The following is a 16,728-nucleotide window of genomic DNA, read 5'->3' as shown; positions in this document are numbered from 1 at the left end:
ATGATGACGAATAGGTTGAAAAAAGTCCCCACCAGTCGCTTATCAATAGCAGCATCCAAATCTACCCTTACCTGACGGGTGTAACGATCTACTTGACGAAGGAGAAATGGACCTGCTTTTCGCTTTATTGGAGTAGTTGCTTTATCTTGCAGTAACTTTAAAAACATAGGCCTTTTGAGTTTTTCTTGAAGTGTGAGAACTCCTCGAAAATACACAAAAGGCCTAATTTTTTGTCATCGCCAAAATTCGGGATGACTCATGTTTTTTTGTTGATTTTGAAGGAGCAGGTGGCGGCTCCAGCAATCCCGACGGAGCAGGCTGTAGGTGTAGGGGCATCTCCTAAGAGTACCGCTATGAGGGTAATCACTGAGGTCGTTTTACCAAAATTGGGAAAGAATCAGCAACTTTGGCGTAAGCAATTGGTCGTGAGGCAGCAATGGACGTCGCAAGTTGCTGACGTGCTTAAAATTAAATTGCGAAAAAAAACGCCAGGTTTGGCGATTTGATCAACCAATAAACTTGATAGCCTGGAGCAGCCTGAGCGACAATTTAGTTTGTGCTCCCCCTAACTCTAAGCTATCTACCATTGTCTTAAATCGACAAAAATTAGCCCCTCAAGTGATTCAAGTCACGCATCGTCTGAAAATACCCACTTACTTTTGTGAGTAAACATTGACCAACTAATTCAAACAAAAGATTATGAAAGGCTTAAACCCAATTGGACTTGATATAAAAAAGTCCAAAAAACTAGCTGATAAGCTGAACCTCTTATTAGCAAACTATTCCTTGTTTTACCAAAATACCAGAGGGTATCATTGGAATATAAAGGGGGAGAAATTTTTTGAATTGCACTTGAAATTTGAAGAATTGTACAACGATTTACTATTGAAAATTGACGAGGTAGCTGAACGGATATTGACCCTCGGACATACTCCAAACCATCGGTACTCTGACTATAAATCCATTTCCGAAATACAGGAAAGCAAAATGGTTTCGGATGGTGTTAAGGCTGTTGGAGATATTCTGAAATCCTTCAAATCTATTATTGCACTACAAAGAGAATTGCTTTCTATGTCAGAAGATGCAGGTGATGAGGGAACAAACGCCCTAATGAGTGATTACATACGGGAGCAAGAAAAAGCAGTCTGGATGTATTCTGCTTTTCTTAATCAATAGTAACTACAAACGACCATTGATATTTATCACACAAGAACCGTATGGTGAAATCATTAATGGAGATCATGAACATTGCGGGTGGGGGAGCAGAATAGTCGCCAGCTCGGCTAGAAAAGGTGGATGGTAAGTGTAGTTTGCCAGCTTGTTGCTATAATATCAGTAGGCGTCAGCTGTTTAAAATGATTTGTCAGACAGTATCTGGTTGACGGAAAATAAGAGCTAAGCCATACTATTTCAGTGCTCCAAAAATGTTTACCCTTTATAACAACTTTCCCAATATGATAGACTTATCGCATGCGGAGAATCAAATTCAATGTGTTACGAGTTTCCAAGACCTCGTTTCCACGCCGTTTTACGGACAAACTAATGCGATTTGCTGGACGCGTAGACTGATGGGAGATTTCTCAGAGGTTGTTGAAAAAATAGCGCTCCACGAAAATATAGCGACACTTGATGAGGAGGAGCTTCGTGAACTGCAGTTGAGTGAGCAAGGGCAGCTTGCCCGTGAAATTCTTCTAAACGATTTGAAGGTATTGAAAGCTCACGGCGCCTCTCCGGTCCTTAACCTGATCAGGCATTATGAGAGAGATGATGCCTACCCGTTTTTTCCAACCGATGTTTACTCTTTTCACGTAGATCGCTCTACGGTACCCGCCGATACCTTTTTATGCACTTACTATGGCGAGTCGAGTGAGATATTGCCAAATGGACAAGCAAAACAAAAAGTGCTCATTCCTGAAATACGTGATGAACTCAAAAAACTATATGGTGGAGGAGAAGAAGGTTTTGAATCGTTTTTAGAGGAGTATTTTTTTGACCTGCACTACCAGGCTGAACCAATGGCACAGCCCATCAGCTTAGGCCTCGGTCACTTATGGAGGTTGGCAATTGATCATCCTGAAAGTCAGGTCCCCCCTTGTCTTCACCGGGCCCCAAAAGAAAAAACGGGCCAGAACCGGTTGCTATTGATCTGCTGAATGGATGGGCGTAATACCAATGTCTTACTCATGCCGGAGTTCGGGACGATAGAACCGGTGCGTTGACGCCTGAGAATCAGGGTAGGGCAAGACTACCCCCAAGCTTACCGCTTGATCAATTGGGTACTCGTGTGTTTGTCGGCACTGATAACCTCAAGCCAATAGGTTCCCGTCGGAAGAGCAGCGTCAACATTCAGTTCGTGCACACCACTGTTTAACTGGTCAAAATGCCATTTCTGAAGCGAGCGGCCCAGTAAATCATAGAGTTGAATGTGTACTTCGTTCGTATAATTTTCACCGATCTGTATTTTCAACTCATTGGTAAAAGGATTGGGATATACCCTTCCTGTTTCGACAATTTGCTGGTAATTTAATTGGCGGATTTCCGAGTAAGCCTGGCTGTCATCCTGGTCGAGCATGTTCAAGCGGTAGTAGTTCTCACCGTTTAGCGGAAAGGGGTCCACAAATTGGTAATCTTGTCTTCGCTGTGTCTGACCGTGGCCGGCAACAAAGCCAATTTCCTGCCAGGTGCTTCCATCACCGGAACGTTCAACGTGAAACCCGGCAAAATCTTCTTCAATGCTGGTAGCCCATTGCAGTAAGCTATACTTTTGGTCGGCCATAGCCGTAAACTGAATAAGTTCTACCGGTAAATTCAATTCGAAGGTAAGGTCAAGGAAGGGAGCAGTAGTTCCCAAAGCTTCTTGCAATCCACGTGGTGCCTTAGCCGGTATATCGACGGTCATTTCGGTAGCCATACCGTCTTCATCTTCTATTTCAACTGTTTTTTCCTGGTAAATGATGGTATTGTCCAGTTCATCGTCCGAAACGATTGTTCCATCCGACCGTTGACCTACCTCTGAACCATCGTAATAATTGACATAGTTGGCAGATTGGTCGGCGACGTCAAACATCAACCTGAACTGCGTGCGGCCACCAGTATTTATGTGCGTCAGGTAAGCGGGATCAATATCAATCCGCGTCACATCAAGATTCTCTGCTACATCGCCATGAAAGCAGCCAACATCGTCAGCGGAGGCTGTAGCATTACCGTCTCCTGGTTCTACCGAAGCGCTACCAAAAGTTCCTGATTTGATGTCGAGGCGAGGGTTCCGATCGCTAAGACTGTATGGATTAGCCCCACCACCCTGGCTGCTTCGCGTGAGGTAAATGCGCGCACCGGTGATCATGGCATTGCTGGGTAAATTGCCAGTGTCGAAGGAGAGTATTCCCCGCCAATCGTTGGAGGGGGCACTACCGGATGCACCATCATCCCCCATGCGGATTCCACCGGTATTAACGTTGTTTGTAATGACATCGACCCAACCATCCAGATTACCTCCCTCAGAAAAGAAAGTGGCGTCTGGCGACTCCCGGAACCTGTCAAACAGGTAGTTGTCTAATTGATTTTGAATTTTGTACTCATAGCCGTCGGCGTCAAGGTGAATTGGGTCTGCAATGTTCCTGAAGTTCCCACGTAAAGAAGGCCTTGCCGGGTTCCCGCCAGGCGTGTAAGGGGCGGTACCTTCCGGCTTCGGCAGCACTCCGGGAGCAGTGACGCCATCACCATAGACATGATGCATGAGCCCAATGCTGTTGTCGTAAAATAACCGATCTTCTTCTCCTACCATGTTTTGCCGCTGAGCTTCAACCGTAAGCATCATACCGTTGAGCTCCGCGTCGGTAATCAGGTCATTTGCCGGGTCTCTGCTCAGGTCGTCGCGTTTGGGACAGGCATAGACGAAACATAAAAAACCAGTATTGAAATTGGGATACTCGTAGCTGCTGATCAAGACCTCAATGTCGGGCCGGACCGCTAATGCCGCGTTAACGATCGTCAGCGTATTGGCCTTGATTACATCGAACAACGCCTGCTCAGAACCGGGCACGTCCAGCTCCATGTCTTTGTACCACCCTCCGCCAGATTTGGCAGCAAGAATATCATTACCCCCAATACTGAGAACCACCGTGTTGATGCTCGGGTTGCTTTGTAGTGCTACTACCATATTAGCGATGTAGGGGTAGGAGGCCGTATTGGCCCATTCCCGGGCTTCGCTTCCGGAAACAGCATAAGCACTCCCGGTATAACCCGGCCCGGGCGAAGAACCAAGCGTTTCTGTGACCAGGTAGTGATCTGGAAAGCCATAATCGTTGAACAGCTCATCGTACCGGCCGTCATCTCCCATATATTGGGCCCAACTGTCACCTACTAAAAGCACCTTTGGAGATGAGGAGTCATTACAGTTGGCATTGATTTGACCAAAGCTCTTGATGGAACATAAAAGCAGAACACAAAGGAGGAAGCTATACCCAAACGGTAAAGGTTTGGGATGCAGTTGACGTGAGAGCAGTAGTGTTGCAAGACGCACAGCGCCATGTAATTTCTCAAACCACTTCGTGATGGACATATCGTTGTAGATTTTCTGTAGAGTGTGTAGGGTTGTACATGCGCCAAAATAGGCGCTATTATTGACCACCGTCGAATGTAAACTTAAAACAAGCCAGGTAAATAATAAGGTTTTCCTTTGTTTTTAGCTGAGGGGCAACTGTTTTAAGAGAGGTGATTCTGTAGCTTGCGAAAAGATTATAACGGGGACGAGAGTACGTTTCTATCAGGCTGGCATCGCGCCGGTCAATTGTGGTTGGAATTCCGGATGAGAATCGGCTGAAAAGGCTTCTTTTCCCCATTGTGGAAGGCTTCAATCAAAAGAATAACCATCCTCATTTCAGCTTTTTAGCTTAATTTACGGTTATCCACCTGGGGGTGTTGCTGATCGCCTGAACCTGCGGTTCAAGTAAGATGATCGCCTGCAAACCTTCGGTTCAGTAAGGAAGTATCTCCCTAAATTTACTTCCTTCGAAAAGAATATTTTAAAGAAGCCTACATTACCTTCCACCACCAAAAGCATAAAACAATGACCAAAGTACTGTACGCCTTCCTCCTGGCAGGAATGCTGATTTCGTGTAACGCACCGGCCGGATCAGATGAAAAAGAACCTGAATCTACGGAAGCAGCGGCTGCGGTGACTGACCCGGAGCCCGCAGCGGAAACCACACCATTAGTGCCCATCGATTCAGATGAAGCGTTGATCGCGACGGCCCTGATGGCAGCTCCGGAAGCAAGACGGGGAGGGGTGAAGGTCATTGGCTACAACATGGCCGGTGAATTCGTCACGCTCAGGGAAGGAACCAACGAGTTTATCTGCCTGGCCAACGATCCAAAGTCGGACCGGTTCAGCGCCGCTTGTTACCATAAAAGCCTTGAGCCATTCATGGCCAGAGGGCGGGAGTTGAAAGCGGAAGGCAAAAAGGCCAAGGAGATATTTGACATCCGGGAAGAGGAAGCTAAATCAGGTAAGCTTTCCATGGGGGATCCCGGGTCTACACTGCACATTTATTACGGACCAAAATCTGACTACAACCCGGAAACGGGGAAGGTTGACGGAGCCATTTATCGCTACGTAGTTTACCTGCCATTTGCCACGGCCGAATCCACGGGCTTGCCCGAGTCTCCCATTGCACCGAACCACCCCTGGATCATGAATCCTGGCACGCACCGGGCACACATTATGGTGTCGCCGATAAATGAGGAGACGGAATAACTCTCAGTACTTACCCTGCACCTGCGGCCCCGCCTCCTTATAATCATGGTACTGATTACCTGAACATTAAGCGTTCATATGGCGGGGCCGCAGGTGCAAAGGAGGTTAAACGGCAAAGTGAACGACTACGTTCCCAGGCCGAAACTTGCCGGGTAAGCCCTAAATGAAGTGCGCTTTACTGATTTCATCTTTATGCTCTTGTATATAGTCTACCAGTGCCTGGCAGGCAGGGGAGAGTTGTTTGCCGCTGCTGTACGTGAGGTTCCACTGGGTGGTAACTGGCAGGCCTTTTATTGGGATCAGCTTCATTTTTTCAAGCTTTATTTCGCTACGGATACCGATGAGTGGCATGATGGAAAGGCCTAAACCGGCCCGCACCGCCTGTTTTACTGCTTCGTTAGAGACCAACGTCATGGAACGTTTTACCTGGACCTGGTTCTTGTTCAGAAAAGTCTTCATTGCCGATAGGGTAGCGGAGCCCTTCTCGCGAAAGATCAGGGGATAATTGCCCAGGTTTTTTGCCATCATCCGCTTAGGCAGGCCAGGATAATCCTGTGCCCCTACCAGATAGAGCTCGTTCGCGATAAGGGGGACGCAAGTGAGGTTCAGGTTTTGTGGTATTACGGAGACCAGTGCAAAATCCACACTGTTTTCCTGCAGGCTCTCCACTACCTTCATCTTGTTGGTTACGTCGATGGAAATGTTCACCCCGGGGTGCTGCCGCATAAAGCTGGCCAAAAAATAGGGGATAACGTACTTACCTGTGGAGGCGGACGCAATCCGGATATTCCCCGTTAATACACCCTTGTAGTGATCCGTAGCTACCTCGATTTGATCGACTTTCTCCAGGATGTTTTGTGCCAACTGACGAATTTTTTGACCAAATTCTGTTACGTGCAGCTGTCTGCCAATAACTTCTGTGAGCGGAATCTCGAACTCATTCTGTAATTTTTTGAGCTGGATCGATACCGCAGGTTGGGTGAGGTAAAGTGCTTCCGAGGCCTTGGTAATACTCTGATAATCACATACTTTAATGAAGATTCGGAGTTGATGAATAGTGTAATTCATAAGCTATAGTAAATGTGTTACATAAGTAATATAAATTAAAAGTAATGAAAATAACGCTCATGTTTGTGGTGTCAAATCAATCATTCACTACAAAATTAAAAGTGATGTTAGTAGAAGTAACGAAGTCTTTCACCCACAGCTGCAATACGACCAACAAGTCCAGCTATTCTGAGCAAGAACTACAAGACCTGATGTTGCAATTGATGCAACGCAACGGTATCGAGAGCGATAAGGCGCAACTAAGCCCAAACGGCGTTCTGCAGGTCGACGAAAAAGCAAACCTTAAACTGCATGGTATTATGCTGCAGGCGGAGCAGATGGGGTTGAAATTAAAATACACCAAAAAGACCCTGATCGAAATCTGCTAGTTGCATGTCAAACTTACTTGAGAACTTAACCAATCCTGCTCTACTCTTTTTTGTTTTGGGAATTTTAGCGGTTCGATTTAAGAACGATCTTAAAATTCCCGATTCATCGTCTAAATTTATTTCAATCTATTTATTGTTATGCATTGGGTTTAAAGGTGGCAACGAACTATCGCACAATGCACTAACAAATGAAACTTTTGGATCCTTAGGATTAGGTTTTTTGTTAGCAAGTATGATTCCCGTTATTGCCTTTTTTATTCTCAGGAATAAAGTGGACATCTCTAATGCGGGGGCGATAGCAGCGGCCTACGGTTCGGTAAGCGCAGTGACTTTCGTAACGGCAATTTCGTTTCTCGAATTCGAGGGTGTTGGTTTTGATGGGTACATGATTGCCGTGATGGCATTGATGGAAGCTCCGGCCATTGTGGTAGGCATCTTACTCATCAGGCTTTTCAACAAACGAGAAGGAGCGGAAAGGTCTCAGCCCAAACGTGCTTTTCTGGAAGTGTTCAATCATTCAGTGAATAATGCCAGTGTCTTTTTGATCATGGGTAGCTTAGTTATCGGCTATCTGGCCAGCGATCAACAGGCGGAAGGGATTAAACCCTTTACTACCGACATCTTCAAAGGCTTTCTCGCAGTATTCTTGCTTGACATGGGGCTTCAGGCAGGCAGCCAGTTGAGCGGAATGCGAAAAAACGGTGGTTTTCTGATATTATTTGCGGGGCTTTTCCCTTTTTTCAATGGACTAATGGCACTAGGGTTAGCCTCCCTGTTTACCGACTCTTCGGGTAACCTGCTCTTATTCGCGATTCTGGGGGCTGGAGCATCCTATATCGCTGTACCTGCGGCTTATAAAAACGCCGTGCCGGAAGCCAATCCGGGAATCTATTTACCGATGGCTTTAGGAATTACCTTTCCCATCAATATAATTATCGGTATCCCCTTTTATTACTACCTCATCGGGCACGTCGTCATGGTGTAAAACAATAATAACACTCAGGCAAGTTGGATAAGCCTTAGTGAGAACAATTAACTTTAAAATCAGACCAATGAATAATATTCTTCTCTCGGCAAGTTCAGAGATGGCCATTGCATCAGATCAGTTGGTGCCAGTTCTAACTCAAAATATTGTTGCTGCATTACTAATTGTAGCCTTCCTGGTATTCTTTGGGCGCTCTTCACAGAACGCCAGGTCTCCACAGGAATAGACGTTACGACCTATAATTACTTCGGTTATCAGTGGCGATTTTGTGTTCGCGTAGCGAACGCGGCCTTTACGAAGTCTGACCGGTTGGGCGACCCTTGCGGTCGCCCAACCGGCAAAAAAAATTTTTACCTCTGGTGCTCGAGGCTAGATAGTCTCGCTTTGATCGGGTGGACTAATGTGTGCTTTTATTTTGCTTAGTTGGGCCCTTATACCTCTATGTTTTGAACCATTTAAGGAGAGGACTCAGGCTTGCAGCGCTTTGCGTTTTTCTATCTCTGAAGCCAGTTCTGCAGCCAAGTCACTATTACCAGCAGCGGGTAAAAGAGTAAGATTTTTCTTCATCGCCTGAAGATCCTCCAGGTGCATAGACGACCATTTGGAAGTGGTAGGTATTTGCATACCGCAGTCTTCAAGTACCTTTTCCCACCATTCATTCAAATCGCAGTCGATCATTAGCTGCATTCGATCGGTTGATGACCTGTTCTCTACTTCATGCGGCTTAGAGATGTCCGCCAGCCAGCACTCCCCGTTCTGCATTTGGACACGTTCTCCGTTTACGTGGAAATGGATATCGTTGTTAGTGGTCACCGGAATATGAATCCGGACAATCCGGTCGGGAATGCTTTTGCCGCTATCCCGGTGCAGGGTGATCTTTCCACCTGAGGTCAGGTTATGGACCCGGTAATTGAATTTATTGCATTTGAAGGTGTCAAGTACAGACTGCAAATAAGGACACTGCTCCAGCTCCGGGGTCGCTTGATAGGTCTGTCCATTACTGTTCTGTCCGTTACCCATCAACGAGTTGATCAGGTGAATACCCAATAATTTACCATCCTGAGTGCTCCGGGAATAAATGGTTTCGAAAGAAGAGGAAATACTTTGAAGTTCCTTTGCCATCTTTTGGACATCAAACTGAAAGTTGAATCGAATGGCGTTCATAATAATTGTGTTCCCGGGTTACTTCGGCTAAATTGCCCCTGCCTTCTTATGGTGAAAGTGCTAACTTACTCTGGTAAATTCAAATCAAACGATGTCTGCAGATCAAAATTTTGCGAATTTAGGGCACACACTTCCGCCCGCCCCTAAGCCATTGGGCGTCTACAAGCCTTTTCTCATCGTCGGGAATATTGCTTACGTCTCCGGCCACGGAACGGTGCGGGCAGACGGCAGCCTGATCATCGGCAGAGTGGGGGAGGACCTCGACGTAGAGGCTGGAAAACTGGCCGCCCGGCAGGTCGGCCTCGCCATTCTGGCTACACTAAAGGCTAATCTGGGTTCCCTTGACCGGATCGACCGCGTGGTCAAAGTCCTGGGCATGGTCAACGCCACCCCGGACTTTGAACGCCATCCGTACGTTATCAACGGCTGCAGCGAACTGTTTGCCGCAGTCTGGGGAACCGAAAAGGGCGTCGGCGTCAGAAGTGCCGTCGGCATGGCTACACTGCCGGATAATATCCCGGTGGAGGTGGAGGCGCACTTTTTGTTGAAGTAAATTTCTCGTTTTATAACCAGTATTTGGCGGCCGTCTGCCGAATCCTTTTTGCCTGACGAAGTCGGCTCACATCTATGCTTAATACCACCCATGGACCTCTCCAAAATCGATACCCCTGCATTATTGGTCGATAAAGACAAAGTAGCCGCCAACATCAAACTTGCCATCCAGTACGCCGGCGGTACCGACCGCCTGCGCCCCCACGTGAAAACCCACAAAATGCTGGAGGTGGCCAGGATGCAGATGGCTGCCGGTATCTATCAGTTTAAATGCTCGACCATCGCTGAAGGAGAGATGCTGGGGATGGCTGGTGCAAAAGACGTTTTGATGGCTTACCCGGTGCAGGGACCGAAGATCAACCGGGTAGCTAAGTTGGTGCAACGATTTCCGGAGACGAGTTTTTCGGTACTCATCGATAATGAAGTGACGGCCCGGCAAATCGATGAGGTGTTCGGAGAAGCCGGGCTGGAGCTGGACGTATTCATCGACCTGAACAACGGACATTTCCGTACGGGTATTATTCCGGAGCGGGTACCAGCATTAGTTGCTGCCTGCCAGGAACTGGCACGCCTTAAAATCATCGGACTGCACTGCTACGACGGTCACATCCGGATGTCGTCGCTGGAGGAAAGGATCGCTGCCTGCCGGGAGGCCTTTAAGCCGATAGCTGCCCTGCGGGAACAATTAAGCGAAGTACTCGGGCGGCGACTGAAAATTGTGGCGGGCGGTAGCCCGTCCTTCAGCGTCCACGCTAAATACCACGATGTGGCCTGTAGCCCGGGTACCTGGATTTTCTGGGATGAGCGTTACGGCAATGATTATCGGGAGCAGGAATTTCAAAAGGCGGCCGTTATTGCCACCCGGGTCATCTCCAAACTGGACGCCCACACCTATTGCCTGGACGTAGGGCACAAAAGTATTGCCAGCGAAATGCCCTTCCCGCGAATGGCGTTTAAATCTCCTCATCAATTTACCCAGTTCGGGCACAGCGAAGAACACCTCATCATCAAGTCGGTAGAGCCGGATGTGCTGCAACCCGGAGAAATCCTGCTGGCTTACCCGATGCACGTTTGTCCGACCGTAGCACTCCATGATTACGCGCACATCATCAGCGCTGGCGAAATCGTTGATCAATGGAAAGTCATTGCCCGAACCAGGAAGATTACCCTATGAATACCCAACCACTAATCATTGACGGACATCTGGACCTGAGCATGAACGCCATGGAATGGAACCGGGACCTGCGTCGGCCGGTGGCCGACATCCGCGCCCTGGAGCAAGGCATGACCGATAAGCCCGATCGGGGGAATTCCACCGTGGCCTTCCCGGAGATGCGGGCGGGCAACGTCGGCATCTGTATCGGTACCCTGATTGCCCGCTACGCAAAACCCACCCACCCGCTGGGCGGGTGGCGTTCGCCAGAACAAGCCTGGGGCATGGTTCAGGCCCAGCTGGCCTGGTACGATGAAATGATCCGGCAGGGAGAATTGACCATGATCCGAAATGGTGTTGAACTGGAGGACCACCTGTCGGCCTGGAACATGGGCGAAACTAAGACCATTGGCTTCCTCCTCTCGCTTGAGGGCGCGGATTCCATCGTCACCTTCGACCATCTGGAGCGGCTGTATGAACGCGGCCTGCGGGCCATCGGTCCGGCACACTACGGCCCTGGAACCTATGCTTTCGGTACCAACAGCGAGGGCAGTATTGGTGATAAAGGCAGGGAGCTGCTAAAAAAAATGGATGGCCTGGGAATGGCGCTCGATACTACCCACCTGTGCGACACCAGCTTCTGGGAAGCGATGGATTGTTTCCAGGGCGTGGTGTGGGCCAGCCACAGCAATTGCCGCTCGTTGGTTGATCACAATCGCCAGTTTTCGGACGACCAACTGAAAGCCCTCGTGGAACGCGACGCCGTCATCGGCATGCCCCTGGACGCCTGGATGATGGTGCCCAATTGGGTCAAAGGTGAATATCCCCCGGTTAATCCGCAGGTAACCCTCGATCAGATGATCGACCATATGGACCACATCTGCCAGTTGGCCGGCAACGTCAACCACGTAGCCATTGGTACCGACCTTGACGGTGGTTTTGGCACGGAGCAGGGCCCTTTGGACGTTGATACGATTGCCGATCTGCAAAAGCTAACCAGCCTACTATCTGCAAGGGGCTACGCTGAGGCGGAAATCACCTCTATTCTTAGTGGAAACTGGTTGCGGAAATTGCGGCAGCTGTAGCGTTGGCTTTAGCCGACAAGCTCAAACATCCTTGCTCCTGAAATCCTCCTTTGCACCCGCGCGCCGTCGCCCAAAGCAAGCCCTACTATTTACTTCTTAACGGAGCACTAAGGGTTTTTACCTAAAATAAAGCGAGAAAACACCTGTTTCCATACGTCAGGTAAATAAACCGGTAGCAGAATTATTATTTTACTCTCTAACAAAAAATCCAGTCCTCCGGTAGCTGCTTTAAGGGCTTTAGCTGCCTCCGTTAGGAGTATGTCTCCTGCTGTTCAGAACATTTTCCTGAGCAGGAGGCCAGATAAAGCATGGTTAGTTAAATTTGAGAGAACCCCATAGGGAGAAAGCTGAAAATCCTGAAAAGAGTAGGCACAAACACAACCCATATATTTATGAAGTCTATCTACCTGAGTTTATTGTTTTTTATTGGTGTTATGTCTGTAGCGAACGCCCAGGCAACGGCTCCGGCATTTGTCAATGATATAATTATTCCACCCCTCATCAATCAGGACGACTACCACCTGAACGTGATTGAAACCATGCACAACTTCAGTCCCAATGGCACGGACTCGCTGAACACAATGGTGAAAACCTTCGCCTTCGAAGACGCCAACAACCCCGGCACCACCACCATCCTCGGACCAACGCTTACCTGGAGTTACCTGCATGACCTGACGCCTACCGTCACGAATAAAATCACCGAGGTCACCACCAGCCACTGGCACGGTGCACACGTGCCGCAGTTTGCCGACGGTGGTCCCCACCAACGCATTGAACCCGGGGCCGATTGGAAACCCTTTTTCAAGGTGCTCGACAAATCCGCTACCATGTGGTACCACCCCCACGCCATGGACCTGACCTACCGCCACGTGCAAATGGGCCTTTCCGGGATGATCATTGTGGAGGATCCGGTGGATGGAATGGATGATCCTACCCTTTCCTTCATCCACAGAATTTTGCCCACGGAGTACAACGTCGACGACTTTCCGCTCATCTTCCAGACGAAAAAATTTATGCGGGACGATGACGGTAATATTGCGATCGATACGGCGAACGGATTTAGCAGTGGTTACACCTACTTGGTGAACGGCATCGTTGATCCGGAGATGACGGTACCGGCGAGTATGGTTCGTCTGCGGATGCTGAACGGCGACGGTAAGTTCACCTTCAACTTCGGGTTCAATAACGCCAACGGTTCCAGCTTTCCCGCCCAGATGCTTGCAACCGACGCAGGTTACATGACACGGACCTGGCAACTGGACGATATCCTGATGTCGCCCGGTGAACGCACGGAATGGTTGCTCGATTTGCGCGGAAGGGAAGGAGATACCCTCTACGTACACAACAACGTCTCCGGTATGCCCGGTGGACCCCGGGACATTATCGGTAACAGCTCGACTACCGGCGGCTACGCCGCAGACCGGGATTTGCTGAGAATAATTGTCGGACCACCTGCCGGATCATTAAGCCCAATCATAGCTTTCCCCATTTCCCTTCTCCCTTCTGAGCAACCTCCACTCAGTGCGGTAACCAGGGAACGGACCAAAACCTTCCGCCGGGATAAATTCGACGTAAACCCTCGACCATTGTACAATATCGATAGCACCCTGATGGATATGATGGTGGTGAACGATGTCGTCAAGGTGGACAGCACCGAACTCTGGACCATCGATAATCAGTCTGATCGGGCTCATCCCTGGCATATTCACGACATCCACTTCTGGGTAACGGAAATCAAAGACTCCTTTGACGTTAGCCTTAACCGGGCCGACTACCCCGAACTATTTGACGGTCCCAAAGACAACGTTCTCGTTCGGCCAGGATGGAAATTGAGCTACATTGCCACCTTCGATGACTTTGGGACACAGGTGCAGTTCGACAGTTCCTATATGTACCATTGCCACATCCTGCCGCACGAAGACAACGGTATGATGGGCCAATTCGTGGTCTGGAACGGCATCGGACAAGGTTGGCCGACGGCGGTTGACGAGCCTGGCTTTTCCAGCATTCGCATGGATGTGTTCCCCAATCCCGCAAGGGAACTATTATACCTGGATGGCACAACTACCCGGGAGAGTGAACTCCGCTTCATTGATCTGAACGGTCGTGTGGTCAAGGCGCTGCGGTTGCCGGCCTTCGATGGCGCACTAGAGCTGAACACCAATGGCCTACCCGGCGGTATGCTGATCATGGATTGGCAAACGCATGAGGGCAGGGCGGTCAGGAAAGTAATGGTGAATCGATAATGCTACAACACTTGAATTAACCGAGGGGCCCGTAACGAATGTTATGGGTCCTTTTTTTTGCGCGGTCGCAGGTGCAGTATTTGTGACCAGCTTGGTAAAAAGCCAAAGGGTTTTGCTTTTCGCCCAAACAAAACACCCTACCTTAATCCCCATGAAAGCTCTCTGTTCTCTTGCCCTGCCGGCCTTCCTCTTCCTGACCGCCTGCGGGCCCGATGCTCCCACCGAGCCTAACGTCCTGTTCATCCTCGCCGATGACCTGGGCTACCATGACCTCAGCGTTACCGGCTCAGACTACTACGAAACGCCCCACCTCGACGCGCTCGCCAACGCCGGCATCCAATTCACCAGCGCCTACACCACGAGCCGCGTGTGCAGCCCCGCCCGGGCGAGCATCATGACGGGGCAGTATACTGCCCGGCATGGCATCACCGACTGGATCGGCGCGCCTACCGGCGAAGCCTGGCGTAAATACGGACGCCACAACAAGCTGCTGCCACCCGATTACCCCCACAACCTCGATACCGTACACCATACCATGGCTGAAGCCTTTGGCGACGCGGGCTACCAGACCTTTTTCGCCGGTAAGTGGCACCTGGGGGATGAAACCTCCCGACCCGAAGATCACGGCTTTGCGATCAACAAAGGTGGCTACTCCAGCGGCTCCCCGCGCGGCGGCTATTTCTCCCCCTGGGAAAATCCGGTCCTGTCCAATACCACCCCCGGCGAAAACCTGAGTATGCGCCTCGCTCAGGAAACCACCGACTTCATTGCCGGTATTGACCGCAGTAAGCCTTTCTTCGCCATGTTGTCTTTCTACGCCGTGCACGGACCCATTCAGACGACGGAAGAAAAATGGCGGAAATACCGCCAGAAGGCCGTCGAACAAGGGGTTGCCGACAGTGGCTTTGGCATGGAACGTCGTCTGCCTGTCCGTCTGCATCAGGACAATCCCGTCTACGCCGGCCTGGTCGAACAAATGGACGATGCCGTCGGCTTGGTATTGAACCAACTCGAGGCCCTTGGCCTCGATGAAAATACCATCGTTGTCTTCACCTCCGACCACGGAGGCGTTGCCTCCGGAGACGCCTTCTCCACCTCCAACGCGCCGCTGCGCGGCGGCAAAGGCTACCAATGGGAAGGCGGACTGCGCGTACCGCTGTTTTTACGTTACCCCCGCGGAATAGAGGCTACGCAGCAATCTAAGGTGCCCATAACCGGCGCCGACATTTATCCTTCATTACTTAGCCTGGCGGGTATCCCCGCCACCACCCGTCAGTTGATGGACGGCCGTGACCTCGTCGCCAACATCGACGAGGGCATCGCCCCCGACCGACCGCTGTTCTGGCACTACCCACATTACGGCAACCAGGGAGGAGACCCTTCTTCCGTTATTCGCCGGGATAATTACAAACTCATCCATTACCACGAGGATGGAAAAGACGAACTCTACGACCTCTACAAGGATAGGGAGGAACGACTTAATGTCGCAGCACAGTTCCCCGACCTGGTCTCTGCGATGCGTACCGAACTGCTCACCTGGCTGGAATCGGTAGGAGCACGATTCCCCGAAAAAGACCCCATTTACGATCCGGTAAAGGCTGCCGGAGTAGCTCACTTCCGCCGGGACACCCTGAAGCCACGCCTGGAACTACAGCGGAAAAATATGCTGGAGGACGACTATCTGCCTAATGCGGATTGGTGGGGGAGCGGAAAATGATAATACCTAAGCCCCATTACTTCCCCGCCAAAGCAATAATCCGTTCCATCCGTGCCGCATACCCCGCTAGTACTTCGCCCAGCTTAGCAATCTGTTCCTGTGCTTCGGTGCACTGGCAGTTCTTCGAGGACCGCCGTGTATTTGGTGGGGGCAATCAGCTCCAGTTGTCTGATTTTCGGGGTAGGGAACAGGACGTCAAAGCGTTCCACCTTTACGTCGAAGCCCCAGGAACGGAATTTCTCTGCCATGAAATCCACCACCTTTTTATCATAGGGAGAGCCTACGTGATGAGGACGGGCGGGCATGAATTTTATCCACTCGTCCAGATTCCCGGACTTGATGTAGCCATCGAATTTGGCTTCGGCGGCGGCTGCGCAGCAGCGCCTTCGGCGGTAAAGCCCATCAGGTTGGCGGATTGGGCGGGGAGTTGCAGCATAAAGCAGCAACTTAGCAGGAGCGTGAAAAGGAAGCGCATAAGGAGTCGTTGGTTTGTAGCTAAGGAAGGTAGATAATTTTGCGCAATGATTTTTGGGCGCGGGCGCGGGTGCCGGGCGAGTTGAGAGAGTAGGGGCTGGAAGGCAATCGAAAGGTCGTTCCTCCCGCCTCGGCCGACGAGCGTAGTGTTTGTACTACTG

The 16,728-nt window shown here is 50.0% G+C and carries 16 protein-coding genes; 11 read left to right on the top strand and 5 right to left on the bottom strand.

What is annotated here, in order from left to right:
* Nucleotides 1-699 precede the first annotated feature (699 nt).
* Both B036_RS0118840 and B036_RS0118835 read left to right on the top strand, forming a co-directional pair.
* Nucleotides 700-1,176, top strand: coding sequence for a Dps family protein (locus tag B036_RS0118840; protein WP_020570285.1), 477 nt, complete (start codon nucleotides 700-702; stop codon nucleotides 1,174-1,176).
* A gap of 278 nt (nucleotides 1,177-1,454) precedes the next feature.
* Complete coding sequence (locus B036_RS0118835) at nucleotides 1,455-2,153, top strand: DUF1826 domain-containing protein (protein WP_020570284.1); 699 nt, start codon at nucleotides 1,455-1,457, stop codon at nucleotides 2,151-2,153.
* Nucleotides 2,154-2,257: 104 nt separating this feature from the next.
* On the opposite strand, the gene B036_RS0118830 is transcribed toward B036_RS0118835, so the two are convergent.
* Nucleotides 2,258-4,561, bottom strand: coding sequence for a T9SS type A sorting domain-containing protein (locus tag B036_RS0118830; RefSeq protein ID WP_083926254.1), 2,304 nt, complete (start codon nucleotides 4,559-4,561; stop codon nucleotides 2,258-2,260).
* A 507-nt stretch (nucleotides 4,562-5,068) separates the two neighbouring features.
* Between B036_RS0118830 and B036_RS0118820 the strand changes: the two genes are divergently transcribed.
* Nucleotides 5,069-5,755 (top strand): hypothetical protein, encoded by a 687-nt coding sequence (locus B036_RS0118820; RefSeq protein ID WP_020570282.1) that lies wholly within the window; start codon nucleotides 5,069-5,071, stop codon nucleotides 5,753-5,755.
* A 159-nt stretch (nucleotides 5,756-5,914) separates the two neighbouring features.
* On the opposite strand, the gene B036_RS0118815 is transcribed toward B036_RS0118820, so the two are convergent.
* Nucleotides 5,915-6,823 carry a LysR family transcriptional regulator gene (locus B036_RS0118815; RefSeq protein ID WP_020570281.1) on the bottom strand — a complete coding sequence of 303 codons (909 nt, stop codon included), beginning with the start codon at nucleotides 6,821-6,823 and terminating at the stop codon, nucleotides 5,915-5,917.
* 44 nt (nucleotides 6,824-6,867) lie between these two features.
* On the opposite strand from B036_RS0118815, the gene B036_RS0118810 reads away from it, so the two are divergent.
* The 3 genes from B036_RS0118810 (at nucleotide 6,868) to B036_RS33670 (ending at nucleotide 8,402) form a co-directional block, all read left to right on the top strand.
* Nucleotides 6,868-7,191 (top strand): hypothetical protein, encoded by a 324-nt coding sequence (locus B036_RS0118810; protein WP_157472222.1) that lies wholly within the window; start codon nucleotides 6,868-6,870, stop codon nucleotides 7,189-7,191.
* Between the two features lie 4 nt (nucleotides 7,192-7,195).
* Nucleotides 7,196-8,176, top strand: a complete 981-nt coding sequence (locus tag B036_RS0118805; RefSeq protein WP_026232125.1) for a sodium-dependent bicarbonate transport family permease — start codon at nucleotides 7,196-7,198, stop codon at nucleotides 8,174-8,176.
* A gap of 67 nt (nucleotides 8,177-8,243) precedes the next feature.
* A complete protein-coding gene (locus tag B036_RS33670; protein WP_157472220.1) occupies nucleotides 8,244-8,402 on the top strand; it encodes a hypothetical protein in 159 nt (52 codons plus the stop codon).
* Nucleotides 8,403-8,644: 242 nt separating this feature from the next.
* On the opposite strand, the gene B036_RS32345 is transcribed toward B036_RS33670, so the two are convergent.
* The gene (locus B036_RS32345; protein ID WP_020570278.1) at nucleotides 8,645-9,340 is read right to left on the bottom strand and encodes an aspartyl/asparaginyl beta-hydroxylase domain-containing protein; all 696 of its coding nucleotides are present in this window, start codon (nucleotides 9,338-9,340) and stop codon (nucleotides 8,645-8,647) included.
* 91 nt (nucleotides 9,341-9,431) lie between these two features.
* Between B036_RS32345 and B036_RS0118795 the strand changes: the two genes are divergently transcribed.
* From B036_RS0118795 to B036_RS0118775, 5 genes are all read left to right on the top strand, one after another.
* Nucleotides 9,432-9,893: a RidA family protein gene (locus tag B036_RS0118795; RefSeq protein WP_020570277.1), complete on the top strand. Its 462-nt coding sequence runs from the start codon at nucleotides 9,432-9,434 to the stop codon at nucleotides 9,891-9,893.
* A 90-nt stretch (nucleotides 9,894-9,983) separates the two neighbouring features.
* Nucleotides 9,984-11,066 carry a D-TA family PLP-dependent enzyme gene (locus B036_RS0118790; RefSeq protein WP_020570276.1) on the top strand — a complete coding sequence of 361 codons (1,083 nt, stop codon included), beginning with the start codon at nucleotides 9,984-9,986 and terminating at the stop codon, nucleotides 11,064-11,066.
* Nucleotides 11,063-12,130, top strand: a complete 1,068-nt coding sequence (locus B036_RS0118785; protein ID WP_020570275.1) for a dipeptidase — start codon at nucleotides 11,063-11,065, stop codon at nucleotides 12,128-12,130. Before B036_RS0118790 ends, B036_RS0118785 begins: the two co-directional genes overlap by 4 nt.
* Before the next feature lie 392 nt (nucleotides 12,131-12,522).
* Nucleotides 12,523-14,376 carry a multicopper oxidase domain-containing protein gene (locus B036_RS0118780; RefSeq protein WP_026232124.1) on the top strand — a complete coding sequence of 618 codons (1,854 nt, stop codon included), beginning with the start codon at nucleotides 12,523-12,525 and terminating at the stop codon, nucleotides 14,374-14,376.
* Nucleotides 14,377-14,527: 151 nt separating this feature from the next.
* The gene (locus B036_RS0118775; protein WP_026232123.1) at nucleotides 14,528-16,093 is read left to right on the top strand and encodes a sulfatase; all 1,566 of its coding nucleotides are present in this window, start codon (nucleotides 14,528-14,530) and stop codon (nucleotides 16,091-16,093) included.
* Nucleotides 16,094-16,176: 83 nt separating this feature from the next.
* Here the strand turns inward: B036_RS0118775 and B036_RS33665 are convergent, their stop codons facing one another.
* Both B036_RS33665 and B036_RS33660 read right to left on the bottom strand, forming a co-directional pair.
* On the bottom strand, nucleotides 16,177-16,398 hold the full coding sequence (locus tag B036_RS33665) for a hypothetical protein (RefSeq protein WP_157472218.1): 222 nt from the start codon (nucleotides 16,396-16,398) through the stop codon (nucleotides 16,177-16,179).
* A gap of 5 nt (nucleotides 16,399-16,403) precedes the next feature.
* Nucleotides 16,404-16,568, bottom strand: coding sequence for a hypothetical protein (locus tag B036_RS33660; protein WP_157472216.1), 165 nt, complete (start codon nucleotides 16,566-16,568; stop codon nucleotides 16,404-16,406).
* Nucleotides 16,569-16,728: the final 160 nt, after the last annotated feature.

The organism is Neolewinella persica DSM 23188, from assembly GCF_000373105.1.
GTDB classification, from domain to species: domain Bacteria; phylum Bacteroidota; class Bacteroidia; order Chitinophagales; family Saprospiraceae; genus Neolewinella; species Neolewinella persica.
Note: the sequence above shows the minus strand (reverse complement) of the source record. Positions and strands in the feature narration are given on the sequence as shown.